Source organism: Pseudomonas sp. 25 R 14, assembly GCF_900004755.1.
GTDB classification, from domain to species: domain Bacteria; phylum Pseudomonadota; class Gammaproteobacteria; order Pseudomonadales; family Pseudomonadaceae; genus Aquipseudomonas; species Aquipseudomonas brenneri.
Genome location: NZ_CVTS01000038.1, coordinates 314,730 through 327,508 on the forward strand (window position 1 = coordinate 314,730; position 12,779 = coordinate 327,508).

The window sequence follows — 12,779 nt, forward strand, 5'->3', positions numbered from 1 at the left end:
GCCCGCTCCCACAGGGGATCTCATCAATGCAGGGATCAATCAGAAGGCGTAGGTCGCACCCAGACTGATCACTTCTCCCTTGATCTCGGTTTTACCCTCCAGCGATGCTGCGCCAAGACGATCAATGTTCTTGGTCTTGAGCTTGACGGTTTCCACAAACTGTCGCGAATAGGCGCCGTCGATACTCAAGCCTGGAATCGCCCGGATGTTGTAGCCAAAGCCCAGGGACGCAAATACCCGATCACCATCCGGGATCCGCGGGTCACGGGTGGAGTTGGGGGTTGGCGTCTGGTCAAAGGCCACCCCCGTGCGCACGGTCAAGTCATCCGTGAGTTTGTAGTCACCGCCGAGGGAGTACATCCAGGTGTTCTTGTAGTTATAGGGAATCGATACCAGGGTGCTGCCATCCGACTTCAAGGTCAGCGCCTTGAACGATGACCATTGGGTCCACGTAGCACTCAGGCCCAGGGTCAAGCGATCAGAGAACTGGTGTACCCAGTCCAGGGACGCATTGGCCGGGATATCCATCTGCGCCGAGGCATTTGCACCGCCGGGATACAGGTGCAGGTCGGGGTAGGCCAGTTCGACCAGGGTCTTGCCATCGAACACCGGGGTGGTCATCAGGTCTCTGGAAAGTGTATCGGCGTGGATATTGTATTTACCCTCCAGCTTGTTGTTGATTTTGGCGTGGTAGTTCAGGCCGAAGGTGTCTTGCAACGTCGGTTTCCAGGCCATGCCGGCAAACCAGCCCAGGGAGGTGTTGTCGACCTTGACCCGCATCAAGGCCAAACCCTGGCCTGCGGGAAATGGAATGTAGCCCAGGTCCGGCGACTGTGCGGCGGCGGCATACAGGTCAACGTTCTGGCTCACGAAGCCTTTGGTGTGCTGCACAATGACACCACCACCAATGGAAAACTGATCATTGACTTTGAACGACAGCGAGCCGGTCAGGCCCACGGTTTCAACTTTAGTGTCTACCGCAAAGTCACGGCCTTTCCAGTCCTCATCCCATGTCGTGCGGGCGCCCATGGGCACCACCTGGCTCAGGCCGAAGGCCAAGCGATCGTTGATCGGCGTAACCATGAAGCCCGTTGGTGCCCATGCCTCAAACCCGCCCTGACCACCGCCACCCGTGCGGGGTGTCGAGGTAGGGAGGCCGGTGTCTGGATCGAGGACCGTACTGGACGCGGGATTGCCTGCGTAGTCATACGCAGCACCTTTGTACTTGATGTCGATATTGGCGTAGTTGAGGGTGAACTGCGAAACGCTCTTGTCGATAAAGGCCATGGCCGCCGGGTTGTTGAAGGCCGCCGACGGATCGTTCTTGAACATCGAACCACCACCGAACGCCCGGCCCCAGCCTGCGGTATTGGCGGTCGGCGTCATGAACCCGCCGGCCTGGACTGGGCAGGCCACGACCGTCAGCCCACCCAACACCGCCAGGGCAAGGAATGCCAGGGCCTGCTGCTTGTTGTGTCGCATGCTCCACTCCGTCTCATTGTTACCCAGCCCAACAGGTACCTCTAGTGAGGCACCTGTCTTTCATGGGTGATCAGCCCTTTGCACTAGGGAGCGGGACAGCTCAAGGCACCACGCTCAGGTTCGGTACTTTGACGGTCAGGGATTGGACGGCACAGTTGCCGGACAGCGGCTGGTTTTTACCGGTCAGGGTGCGAGTCGCCTGGTTCCACTCGCCACTGACGGTACCCGCGCCGCAGTTGGAGGGTGGGAAAGCCACCGTCCAGCCCACATTTGACACGGTACCGTTGCCGATTCCGGTGCTCGCGTTAAAGCTGGTCGCAGTCAGCACCCACCCCGGAGCCGGAACGTTTTTCAGCTTCGGCAAATTACACAGGCCACCGCCGGTAAGTGTTGCCGAAGTGATGGTGGCTACGCCTGCGGAGACATTGCCGCCGAAAGTGATGCCACAGGTAATGGGAACCCCAGCCGAAGATGGCGACGTTACAACAATGGTGCCTGCCTCAGTGGTAAACGGACCTTCCGGGGTAATCGACACGGCGCTGGCCATGGAAGCCGCACCGAACAACAGAGCAAATGAACTTACACAAACGAGGGCTTTCAAACTTTTCATTATTTTTCCTCACATGTATGGCGAACTATTTCGCCAGGGCAATGGCCTTCAACAGAAGTTCACAACAAAGTTGCGACACCTCCCTCTCAAGCCAAATATCAACTCAATTAACCGCATTAACCCGCCTATTTACCCGATAGACTTATTGAACTTACAAAAGTCCGAACAGACAAATCTCAGGCAATAAAGGTCTGCGAGCCACATAGACTCCGAACTCCCTACAACATTTAGATCAAGCCAGGTGATACTGATAACGCAGCCCGCCTAATATTTCCGGGCTTCCTACTGGGTTGGCATTGACTGAAGATTCTTCAAGCAATAGTGCCAAACTTGATTATCTATACGCTGACGCTATTCATAATTAAGCATGGACATAGAACAGCATCCATATTGAGTAAACTTCCAGCACGCACTAAGAAACTCACTGCGTAATGGCGCTTTGATCAACGCAGGCAAAACAACCACACGCATACCCCCGCAACCAAAGTCTTTTTCTTCACAATCTGTATTAAACAATCTACCTGAAAACACCAATTGCGCCAGAGGACATTATTTATTTGCGAGAAATCCTACGTAACAGCTTTATACCCGCAGAAAATATAAACAATTAGAAATACTGAGCTACTCCAGCAGCAGCGCCAGCACATGGGAAGTAGAGGCTCAATATATAGCGGAATTATTTGAAGGATTTATCTGTAGGAACAATACGATGTCATTATAGAAGTGGCTAAGCACCCGCCTCATCATTCACTTTGACCGCTCGCTCACGAACAAACCCTTGCACCGCGTCACCGGGCAACGCTTTACTGAAATACCAACCCTGAATGATCAGTTCTGCCCCCGAGTGTCCCCGGCCCGACTGAAGAAACGCCAATTGCTCAGCCGTTTCCACGCCCTCCACCACTACCCCCAGGTTCAGCGCTTCACAAAAGCGCAGCATGCCGGTCAATACCTGCGCCCCCTTGGGGTCTTGCTGGGCAACCACAAAACTGCGGTCGATCTTGATGAAGTCCACCGGGAACTGGTGCAAGTAACTCAACGCAGAAAACCCGGTGCCGAAGTCGTCGATGTACACCTTGGCACCAATGGCCTGCAGCTTTTCGATCATCTGCCGCGTCACCTGGATATCACCCACCAGCGCATCCTCGGTGATCTCCACCGACACATGACCGTTGGCCTGGGACAGGATCTGCACCAGTTGCCTGCCATACGCCGGGGTCGTCAGGGTGGCGCTGGAGACATTGATGGTGATTGGCAGTGCAAAGCCGGTTTTCTGCCATTTCTGGTATTGGCGCACGGCCTGGGAGGCAACCCACAAGTCTACGTCCGGCATCAACCGGGCTTGAGCCAGCCACTGGAGGAACTCCCATGGCGAGTGCACCTTGCCTTCGCCATCCCGTGCCCGCATCAGCGCCTCGCAACCCGTGCACAAGCCAGTCAAGGAGGACACCTGGGGCTGAAATTCCAGGTAGAACTCGTAGTCGCTGATCTGCTGGATCCTGCTCAACTCAAGAGCCTGTCGTGCCAGCGCCTTGTGCGACGTCAGCACCGGATCCATTTCCAGCAGACGGCCTTTTTCCTCAAGCCCGCGAAAGGTCGTGTCGAAAGACTTGAGGTAAACCGTACCGCCCTCCACGGCCTGCCGGTGGATTGCACGGACATAGGGTGCATAGATCAGCGTCCCCAACCCCAGCAGCACCAGTTGCAACGCCACCGCCGCCAAATCCCCCTGGGTACTCAGGTAGGCATTGAGCAGCACCGGCGCGGTAAAGGGCACACTGGCGACCGCCGGCGAGACCCAGCCAGCCTGCACCACGATCAACGCCAGCAGAGTGTTGATCACCGGGACGGCTAAAAAGGGAATAAACAGGCGCGGATTGAGGATGATCGGCAAGCCGAACAACAACACCTCGCTGACGTTGAACAACGACAGCGGCAGGCTGGCCACCGCCAGCAAACGCATGGACTGGCTCTTGGAAAACAGCAGAATCGCCAGCAACAGACACAGGGAACCGCCAGACCCACCAATAAAGGCAAAGCACCCCAGCAGGCCGGCATTCAACACGTATTGAATGGGCTCTCCCGCCGCCAGCGCCGCACCGTTGAGTACCACCGCCTGGTCCAATGCGTCAAACAGCGGCTGGATCGCATACACGCCATGAATGCCAAAAAACCACAGCAGCGAATTGATCGCCGTGACAAACACCCCGCTGCCATAAGGCGACTGAAGCGCATCGAGCATATCAGGCCCCTGGAACTGCACCACATGAGGAACCTGCAACAGCAGAGACAACGTCACCACCAGCAGCAGTGCGGTGATTGCCCCCGGCACGACCATGTTGATGGTGCCCTTGAGGTTGTGCCCCACCAGGTCTTCGTTGACCAGGCGGGTCCAGCGATACCGATGCAACCTGGCAATCGCCGGGACATTGATCAGCGGCGAAGCGATGGCAATAAACAACACAAAGGTCGCCGACGCACGTGGATAGTCCCGCAGGACAAAAGTGGCAATGACCACGTGCGCCAGGCACAGGAAGGCCACTGGTAGCTGTGGCAATCGGTGCTGGATCGCCAGCATATAGCCGATGGAGGCTGCTACCAGCAACGGGATGACAGAACTGATCTTGGCATGCAGACCCGCCAGGAATGCCACAAGCGGCGACGGAAAATTCAGGACCCGAGCGCATTCGGACAACAGCAGAAAACCTGCCGAGACCAGCAGGCACGGCAAGATCCATAACAGGCCTTCACGGATGGCCCGCAACGACTCTGTGCTTGCCAGGGCAGCCAGGCGCTGGGTGAAGAAGAGCTTGAACAGCGTTTGCGCCATGATTGTCTCCCTGCCCCGCGTTTCCTGGCCCTTGGCCGTCGCACCGGAGGGGCGGCCTTCAACAGGGGTTAACGCTACACGCCCAGGCTCAGAGAGTGAAAGGTTTTTGCCCCGCCGGACCGCGATAAATCGCCTTAAAGTACCCGCAGATACGTTGGCGAGGGTGTAGTATCCTGCACTTTTTGAAACAATAGCGCGCGTCAGGGTTGTACTGCCCAGGGGCGAACCGCTGGTTTTCGGAACCAACAGCGACCCACAAAGGTCATGAGCTGGACAGGTCTACCAACCCACAGGCTGGTAGATCCGCAGACCACCGTTACCCCGCAGGTCTCGGCACACCAACTGACCCAGCGTTCTCAGGGAGATGTATTCGACATGCAAGGCAGGCTTTCAAATCGCGCACGACCTTTGGCTTTCACGACAGTGCTCTGGCTGTGTGGGGTCGCCGTACTGTTCTCTATCAAAGCCGCCGTCGAAGCGGTGGAAGGACCTATCAGCAAGACTTGGGTCGACTTGACCCTGGTACTCGCCGCCTACCTGTTTTTTTTCTTGCTGGATCCCCTGCAACAGTGGACTGCCAATCGGCTGCGTAAACGCGCCCGACGTAAAAGCCGTTACGAACAAACCTCATCCTGAGGTCGCGCAACCTATGCTCCGGGAGTAACCCCTTGTCTGAACCTGGCGAAAACCATCGGCTGGCCCTGGACATCTTCTTGAGCCAGCATCCCGAGTTGCGCGCCGAACTGGATACGCTGAACCCTCTGGCCGCCCAGGCCAAGCGCGAAACCATGGCGCAATACCGTGCCGAACGTCTGCACGAAGCCTTCGAGGCGCAGGCAGAGTCCCAGAACCTGTTTGCCTGGGAGTTGACGCTGCAACTGATCAGCCAGTCGCCACAGGAGTTCGAGGCCAACCGCCTGGAAGTGCATAAGGAAGTGGCCCAAATGGCAGGCCTGGCGTGGGATGAATACTGTCAGCTCCATGGCCTGGCTGACGGTTCTCCTTAACCGCGCGGTCAGTGAACCGGTGTCCCACCACAGAGTGTTCACACTGAATTGCCGCTTGCAACGGGTCAGTAGTGATGGTCCAGGGTTTGACACTGGGCCTCACCCCACACTGCGAAACGCACTGGGACTGAGCCCTGTCCACCGCTTGAACGCCCGGCGAAAGCTGCGTACGTCACTGTAGCCCACCTCTTGGGTAATACGCTCGATGGACAGGCCAGGGTTACTCAACAACCCCATGGTCCGGGCGCGACGAGCCTGTTCCAGCAACGCCTCGAATGTCAGCCCGTGGTCGGTCAGGCGTCGGCGCAGTGTGCGCCCGCTCATGTTCAGGTCACTGGCGACCTTTTCCAATTGACTGCCCTGCAAGTCGCGGGAAATAGCGCGCTCTACCGCCTGGATCAGGTCCATTTTCCGGTGTAGCTGGGCACTTTCCAACTCAAGCAGGCCAAGGGCCTGACGCAATGCCAGGGCATGGTGATTCGGCAGGGACACGTCCAGCCAGCGTGCCTCCAGGACCATACGGTTGTGCAGGCAGCCAAAGCGCACATCGTCACCGAACAAACGTTGATACTCGGCGGCATACAACGGCGGCGCGTGCATGAACTCCATGCGCAATGGCTTGAATTCGCTGCCCACCAGTGTGCGGCCGTAGACCATGAGGCTGGCAAAGAACTCCTCGGCGGCAAACACCTGAACCTCGGCATAAGGCAACAGACATTCAACCTCGACCATGACCTCCTGGGCGCTTTCATGGGTCCGTGAGGTGGCGATACCGCCGGAGGTGTGTTGGTGCCGCTCGCCCACGGCAAACGCATCGCGCAGGGTCTTGCACAACGAGATGACATGCCCCAGCAGGCCCAGGGTGCCCAGCACATTCTGATTGCCGACACACAGGCCCAACCCCTGGTCAGGCAGGACCTTGAGTGCGCGCTGGATCATCGCCACGGCCTGGCGATAGGAAATTCGCAGTGCCGGATCGTCCAGGTCCGCCAGGGTAAACCCCAGGCCACGGCACAGATGCTCGGCACTGGCGCCCTTTTGTGCGACGACTTGCCCCAGGGTTTGCAGGAGAAACGGTGACACCAGCGCCAATTCGTAGTGTGGATCAACGGTTTTGCTGTGCATGGATCTGCGATTCCCGACTCTATGCCCGGTTATTGTTTTAGAAACATCCTGATAATCATAGGTGCTTGCAAGCTTCGCCGCACTCTGAATGAACAGTGTCCGGCAAAGCCCCCCTATGTGGCCGCCAATACCCTGCCCTCTGGGGCGCCAAGGGCTTATTTCTATGGGCACGGCTCCAATGAGGGCCGGCCCTCTAACAATAATAATGAGCCCAGACATGAACCCGACCCGCGCGCTTGCCCCCTTCCCCCTTGCCCTGGCCCTTATCAGCCTGTCGACCCTGGCCACAGAAGGCGGCGTGGACAATATCGGTACAGGTACCGACGGCTTCTACATCCTGCCACTGGATGTCGATCACCTGCCGGACCACATGTTCGCCTTCAACCTCTACTACAACCACTATGAAGCCACGAAGCTGGATATCAGCTCGCTCGGGGGCAAGGTGCCACAGGTGAAGATCCGCTCGGACGCGATCATTCCGCGCCTGGACTACCTGAGCCCGTTGCGGGTGTTGGGCGGGCGGCTGGGCGGCTACATCGCCCAGCCGTACCTCAAGCAACAAGTGGCGCTGTTTGGCATGTCTGACCAACGTGAAAGCATGGGTGACACAACTATCGCGCCGATTATCCTGTGGGACATGGGCAAAAACCTGACCTTGGCCGCCGCCGTGGAGATCACGGTGCCTACTGGGGAATACGATGCTTCACGCCTGGCCAACACCAGCAACAACTTCTACACCTACAAGCCGCTGGTTTCGGCAACGTGGCTGCCAAACGAGCGCACGGAACTGTCGATCAAGACCACCTACAGTTTCAACAAGGAAAACCACGCTACGGACTACCGCTCCGGGCAGATTTTCCACTTTGATTATTCGGCCAGCTACAAAGTGACCGACAACGTGAGCCTGGGCATCAATGGCTACTACCTCAAGCAGACGACTGACGATAAGCAGTACGGACGCACCGTCACCAATATCTACGGCGAAGCGGTCGACGACGGGGTACGCGGCCAGGTATTTGCGATTGGACCTGCGGTGTACTTCACCTTTCTCAAGTACGCCAGCGGGGAGATCCGTTGGGCCAAGGAGTTTGATGTCGAGAACCGCCCGGAAGGCGACATGTTGTGGGCCAAGCTGACGATTCCGTTTGCATTGTAGGAGCGGGCTTGCCCGCGATGGCCGTTAACGATGACGTTGGGTACCTGACACCCTGCGGTGTTCTAACGGCTGTCATCGCCAGCAAGCCGGCTCCTGCCTGGGATGCGTGACGTTATCCGGTGTATACCGGCCAGCTTTCGACAATTTTGCCGTCACGCACCGCCAGCAGGTCGCCAAACTGCAGGAGCACCGACTCAGTCTGGGTCGGGCGCAAGAACACCTGGTCGTCGACGTTCAAGCCCACCTGCGGCGAGCCATTGACCATCTCCTGGTTGGAGCTGCGGCCGTACAACCCATTGCTTTGCAGCCCCGAGGGTGACTCGAACTCGGCCATCCAGTTACCGCCATAGATAAAGAACGTGGCGCGCTGGTTGCGATCCCACCAGGACAACAGCCGGGACTTGTCGTCCAGTGCAGGAATATTGACCGCCCCCGTGCTTTTGAGGACCGGCGTAGCGATATAGGCCGCTGGCACATGCTCGCCCAGGGATGGCAAATCGTAATGCGTGGGCTTGAGCATGGCTGTGCCCACCGAGACTTCGCTGCTTAATTGCTCCTGCTCATGTATCCGATAGCTGGGGCTGCCTGCCGTATTGAGTGTCAGGCCGTCATGCCACAGGCCTGCAAACTGCTGGCGGGTGAAGTCGACAAAGGCGTTGTAACGCAGCATGACCTTATCGAACAACGCCTGGGGCGAGCCAAGGATGCCCGGCACGCCCATGCCGACAAACGGGTCATAGCCCATGAAGCCGGCAAACTCCAGGTGCTGCGGGTGCGCCTGGATCAGCCCGAGCATCTGCCCCAGCACCGCGTTATCGCTGATACCGCCGCGATGCAGGCCCACATCCAGCTCGATATTGATCCGCAGCCGTGTCCCCAGCCCCTGGGCCAGCGCCAGGTATTGTTGCAGGCGCTGCGGCGTGTCCAGCAGCCATTGCAATTGCCGGGCAGGATCGAATGGCCCCTGGTGGCGTTGATAGAACAGCTCGGCAGAACGCACCGGCAACGGCTTGCCCAGCAGAATATCGGCGCCTTGAAACACCTGCGCGTCGTGGTTGAGAAAGGGTTGGTGAAAAGACATCAGACGTTGGGTACCCGCACGCTTGGCAATGTAGGCCAGCAAGCCCGGTGCGGGCAGGGATTTTTCCACCAGGCGCAGGTGCTTGCCGCCCCGCCGGACCGATTGCATCACGATGTCGATGTTGTGGTCCAGGCAATCCAGGTCGACCAACAGCACCGGGCGCATCGGCCCATGGGCTTTGAGCTGCTGGTTCAACTGGCGAAAATACTCACTGTAGGGCGACCCCCGGTCAGTCGGGCGCAGCAACGCCGCGCCCGCCACCAGCAAGGCACCGGCGCCCAGGGTGCCGGCCATGAAGTTTCTGCGATTCATCAGGCAACTCCCAGGATAGATGACAGGTGTGCATTGAGGAATTTGCCATCGGGATCCAGGGCCTGGCGCACCCGAGTGAACTCATTCCAGCGCGGATACAGGGTCTGCAACGTGCGGGCGTTGAGGGTATGCAATTTGCCCCAGTGTGGCCGCCCGGCGTATTTCCAGAAGATCGGCTCGACGGCGGCAAAAAAATTGTGATGATCCATGGTGTAGTGCTGGTGCACCGAGATAGAGCAACTGTCGCGACCTTCAAACATGCTCAGGGGAATATCGTCAGCCTTGACGTAGCGGTACTCGATGGGAAACCAGGTCCGCAGGTCCTTGTCGCGGATCAGCTTGAGGATTTCCCGCAGGCAGGCCGGGCCGTGCTCAGCAGGCACCGAATACTCCATCTCGTTGAAACGCACATTGCGCACGTTGGCGTAGATTTCGAACGACTCCGCCACACGCTCCTGGAAACTGGCGAAATAACGCAGGCTGTTGAGCAACGTACGGCGCGTTTCGGGAAAGTCGCTGACATATTTGTCGAGGTTTTCAATAATCGATACAAACTCATTGCCACCCTCCTCTGCCGGGTCGATCGGCGGGGTTGGAGCGTCGCTGGTCTCGTTGAGGGCGATGGACAAGGCGTAGTCGGAATGCGTCACCACCAGCATTTCCCAGTGCTGGTTCTCCCGCGTGTTTTTCGCCACATCCTCCAGCAGCTCTTCAGTCTTGGCGATCCATTGGCGCTCCCGCAGGCGGTAAGGTTCGCGGTTTTGCAAACGCACCCGGGTGGTCACCCCGAGCGCGCCCAGTGACACCCGAGCCGCATTGAACAGCTCGCGCTCACGCTCGGCGTCGCAGTCCAGCACCTCGCCCTGGGCCGTGACCAGTTGCAGGCCAGTGACACCGGCGGAATACGAGGTAAACCCAACCCCGGTGCCATGGGTCGAGGTGGCGATGGCACCCGCCAGGGTCTGGTAGTCGATGTCCGCCATGTTCGGCAGCGCCTGGCCGATTGCCTTGAGTGCCGGGCCCATGCGCGACATGGGCGTGCCAGCGGCGAAGGTGGCTTGCAGGGTGCTGGCATCATGGTCGAGCAACCCATTGAAAAAACTCAGCGACAGTAACGTGCCATCTGTCGGCACCAAGGCACTGAACGAATGCCCCGAACCCACCGGGCGTATCTTGCCCGGAGCCTGGCGAATGACCTGCACCAACTCTCCCAGGTCCTTGGGTGCCAGCCGCTCAAGGGGCAGGCAACTCTGTGCCCCCGACCAGTTGCGCCAGGGTATCAACCGCGGCGCCCGGGCCAACTGGGCCAGTGCCGGGTTACTGCTCATTGCCATGAACGCACCGGCCACGGCCGAGCGCTGTAACAGTTGCCTGCGTGAAAGCACCATCACCTACCCCATTATTCTTATTGGATGTGAACACCGGCCATGAAACTGATCAGCCCCAGGAACTGCTCCTGCGAGCACTGCATGCACAGGCCCATCGGCGGCATACCGTTGTAGCCGTTGAGGGTATGGTCCAGCAGCGTGTCCGCGCCCTGTGCGACACGCGGGCTCCAGGCATGGCTATCACCCGTCAGCGGCGCACCGGAGGCCGGGTTGGCATGACAGAGCTTGCAACTGCTGTCGTAGAGCTGGGCCAGGGCCGGATCGGAAGGCATCGCGTTGCTCACTACCGCACGCTGTGGGGGATGTTGCGATTTGTCGTCACAGGCTGCTAGCAGGCCGAGCAAGGCCAGCAACAGACCAATGCGGCGGGGGGTCGTAGACCACATAGCCACCCTCTCTGTTTTGTGTGTGAAGAGCTGGGTTCACACTAAGTCAGCAGCGGCATGGCGTTGAGGGTATTGGGGGACACAAAGGGGGCTTGGGCGGACAGGATGGGCCCGCCCTTTCATCGAAGGTTCTGGAGCCGCTCCATCAGGTATCGGCCAATAATTGCACCAGTCGCGGGCGTAGTTGTGGGTGTTCGGGCACGCGCAAGCCAAACGATTCTTGCAGCAGTGCCAACAGTTCCTCGACATCCGTGATCGTGCGCTTGTCGCTGTCACGGCCCAAATGATGAACTGCGTAGTTGCCATTGTTTAACGTGCGCCGTAGGCCAGGCCCGATCAGCGCCACTTTCAACTGTTGGATGAACGGTGAGTCGGGATGAGTCGAGACATACCAATTGCCGATTTCATAGTCGAAATGCGACTGCGACTGCAGGTCGAACACGTACAGCCCGCGCCACTCTTGCGCAACCTGGGCCCACAGGGTGTAGCTACCCTCGCTCAAGGTCAGGCGGTAGGGTTCGTGGGTCGTGGCCTGGGGCGCCTGATTGTCCAGTTGCAAGGGGCTGGTCGGCACCATGCCACCAAATGCGACATCGGTGATGTAGCGCACACCTTCAAGGGTCACCAGGCTCAGGCGATGGGTGCGCGCGGTGTGTGCATCAGGCGGCCCGCCTATCACCACCCGGCCAGTGATTCCCCGCGCATCGAAGCCCAGCTCTTGCAACAACGCCAGGAACATCTGGTTCAGTTCATAGCAATAACCGCCCCGCCCCTCGAACAGGACTTTTTCCTCGATCCTGGCCAAATCAAGGGACACCGGCAGCCGCGACAGAACCGAGAGGTTTTCGAAAGCGAAGGTCGTGACATGGCGCAATTGCAACTGCGCCAAGGTCTCCAGCGTGGCCGCTGGCGGGGTGTCATACCCCAGGCGTTGCAGGTACAGGCGGCTGTGGGTCAGGCGAGGAGATTCCTGGGACATGGCGCGATCCTTGGACGCGAGGCGAAGGGGTTCACTAATACCCTTAACCGTGGTCGCTGCCAATACAGATCTGGAGCAACCGAGCGTAGGAATGCGGCACAAACTTTCTGAACCTTTGTGAGCCTGATTGCATCAACTCCATATCAAAACAGGGAGGCGATATGAGCACGGCAACGATCTACACCATCCAATACAGGCTGCATGGCGAACCCAAATCCTTTGTGGTGCGGGCGGAGGTGATGAATAACGCCGAAGCATGGCACTGGGCCAGCTGTGACGCCGGGGTGGCCCACGTCGGGCGTATTGGCCGGCCTGGCCATGAGCGCACCAAGAAAACCACCCGTCCATGGGCGGAAAAGTACGGCATCACCGAGGTTACCTGGATCGCACCCAAGCACCTGTAGGAACCGGCTTGCCGGCGAT

The 12,779-nt window shown here is 58.6% G+C and carries 12 protein-coding genes; 4 read left to right on the top strand and 8 right to left on the bottom strand.

Going from position 1 to position 12,779, the window contains the following annotated elements:
• Nucleotides 1-39: 39 nt before the first annotated feature.
• The 3 genes from BFQ03_RS11295 to BFQ03_RS11305 all read right to left on the bottom strand — a co-directional run bounded on the left by BFQ03_RS11295 (nt 40) and on the right by BFQ03_RS11305 (nt 4,922).
• Entirely contained in the window at nt 40-1,482 is a 1,443-nt protein-coding gene (locus BFQ03_RS11295; RefSeq protein ID WP_065943105.1) for an outer membrane protein transport protein, read from the bottom strand.
• Nucleotides 1,483-1,582: 100 nt separating this feature from the next.
• Nucleotides 1,583-2,092, bottom strand: a complete 510-nt coding sequence (gene praB, locus BFQ03_RS28985) for an alkane oxidation protein activator PraB (protein WP_082445623.1) — start codon at nt 2,090-2,092, stop codon at nt 1,583-1,585.
• A gap of 727 nt (nt 2,093-2,819) precedes the next feature.
• Complete coding sequence (locus BFQ03_RS11305; protein WP_065943107.1) at nt 2,820-4,922, bottom strand: PTS sugar transporter subunit IIC/EAL domain-containing protein; 2,103 nt, start codon at nt 4,920-4,922, stop codon at nt 2,820-2,822.
• 408 nt (nt 4,923-5,330) lie between these two features.
• Between BFQ03_RS11305 and BFQ03_RS11310 the strand changes: the two genes are divergently transcribed.
• Together BFQ03_RS11310 and BFQ03_RS11315 are read left to right on the top strand one after the other, a co-directional pair.
• Nucleotides 5,331-5,558 (top strand): hypothetical protein, encoded by a 228-nt coding sequence (locus tag BFQ03_RS11310; RefSeq protein WP_223232678.1) that lies wholly within the window; start codon nt 5,331-5,333, stop codon nt 5,556-5,558.
• Between the two features lie 32 nt (nt 5,559-5,590).
• A complete protein-coding gene (locus BFQ03_RS11315) occupies nt 5,591-5,929 on the top strand; it encodes a DUF6388 family protein (protein ID WP_032861313.1) in 339 nt (112 codons plus the stop codon).
• Between the two features lie 99 nt (nt 5,930-6,028).
• On the opposite strand, the gene BFQ03_RS11320 is transcribed toward BFQ03_RS11315, so the two are convergent.
• The gene (locus tag BFQ03_RS11320) at nt 6,029-7,054 is read right to left on the bottom strand and encodes an AraC family transcriptional regulator (protein WP_065943108.1); all 1,026 of its coding nucleotides are present in this window, start codon (nt 7,052-7,054) and stop codon (nt 6,029-6,031) included.
• 217 nt (nt 7,055-7,271) lie between these two features.
• On the opposite strand from BFQ03_RS11320, the gene BFQ03_RS11325 reads away from it, so the two are divergent.
• Nucleotides 7,272-8,210 carry a SphA family protein gene (locus tag BFQ03_RS11325; protein ID WP_065943109.1) on the top strand — a complete coding sequence of 313 codons (939 nt, stop codon included), beginning with the start codon at nt 7,272-7,274 and terminating at the stop codon, nt 8,208-8,210.
• A 112-nt stretch (nt 8,211-8,322) separates the two neighbouring features.
• Here BFQ03_RS11325 and BFQ03_RS11330 read toward each other — a convergent pair whose 3' ends face one another.
• The 4 genes from BFQ03_RS11330 to BFQ03_RS11345 all read right to left on the bottom strand — a co-directional run bounded on the left by BFQ03_RS11330 (nt 8,323) and on the right by BFQ03_RS11345 (nt 12,356).
• Nucleotides 8,323-9,534, bottom strand: a complete 1,212-nt coding sequence (locus BFQ03_RS11330; RefSeq protein WP_162276355.1) for a DSD1 family PLP-dependent enzyme — start codon at nt 9,532-9,534, stop codon at nt 8,323-8,325.
• Between the two features lie 68 nt (nt 9,535-9,602).
• Nucleotides 9,603-10,931 (bottom strand): D-arabinono-1,4-lactone oxidase, encoded by a 1,329-nt coding sequence (locus BFQ03_RS11335; protein ID WP_175403897.1) that lies wholly within the window; start codon nt 10,929-10,931, stop codon nt 9,603-9,605.
• Between the two features lie 77 nt (nt 10,932-11,008).
• Complete coding sequence (locus BFQ03_RS11340) at nt 11,009-11,377, bottom strand: c-type cytochrome (RefSeq protein WP_032861319.1); 369 nt, start codon at nt 11,375-11,377, stop codon at nt 11,009-11,011.
• Between the two features lie 145 nt (nt 11,378-11,522).
• Nucleotides 11,523-12,356 (bottom strand): arylamine N-acetyltransferase family protein, encoded by an 834-nt coding sequence (locus tag BFQ03_RS11345; RefSeq protein WP_065943112.1) that lies wholly within the window; start codon nt 12,354-12,356, stop codon nt 11,523-11,525.
• 161 nt (nt 12,357-12,517) lie between these two features.
• Between BFQ03_RS11345 and BFQ03_RS11350 the strand changes: the two genes are divergently transcribed.
• Nucleotides 12,518-12,760, top strand: coding sequence for a DUF6555 family protein (locus BFQ03_RS11350; RefSeq protein WP_032861322.1), 243 nt, complete (start codon nt 12,518-12,520; stop codon nt 12,758-12,760).
• Nucleotides 12,761-12,779 lie beyond the last annotated feature (19 nt).

What these genes read in the sequence shown, in the direction of transcription:
- BFQ03_RS11295 (WP_065943105.1), bottom strand. Translation starts at nt 1,482, where the DNA reads ATGCGACACAACAAGCAGCAGGCCCTGGCATTCCTTGCCCTGGCGGTG.
- praB (WP_082445623.1), bottom strand. Translation starts at nt 2,092, where the DNA reads ATGAAAAGTTTGAAAGCCCTCGTTTGTGTAAGTTCATTTGCTCTGTTG.
- BFQ03_RS11305 (WP_065943107.1), bottom strand. Translation starts at nt 4,922, where the DNA reads ATGGCGCAAACGCTGTTCAAGCTCTTCTTCACCCAGCGCCTGGCTGCC.
- BFQ03_RS11320 (WP_065943108.1), bottom strand. Translation starts at nt 7,054, where the DNA reads ATGCACAGCAAAACCGTTGATCCACACTACGAATTGGCGCTGGTGTCA.
- BFQ03_RS11325 (WP_065943109.1), top strand. Translation starts at nt 7,272, where the DNA reads ATGAACCCGACCCGCGCGCTTGCCCCCTTCCCCCTTGCCCTGGCCCTT.
- BFQ03_RS11335 (WP_175403897.1), bottom strand. Translation starts at nt 10,931, where the DNA reads ATGAGCAGTAACCCGGCACTGGCCCAGTTGGCCCGGGCGCCGCGGTTG.
- BFQ03_RS11340 (WP_032861319.1), bottom strand. Translation starts at nt 11,377, where the DNA reads ATGTGGTCTACGACCCCCCGCCGCATTGGTCTGTTGCTGGCCTTGCTC.
- BFQ03_RS11345 (WP_065943112.1), bottom strand. Translation starts at nt 12,356, where the DNA reads ATGTCCCAGGAATCTCCTCGCCTGACCCACAGCCGCCTGTACCTGCAA.
- BFQ03_RS11350 (WP_032861322.1), top strand. Translation starts at nt 12,518, where the DNA reads ATGAGCACGGCAACGATCTACACCATCCAATACAGGCTGCATGGCGAA.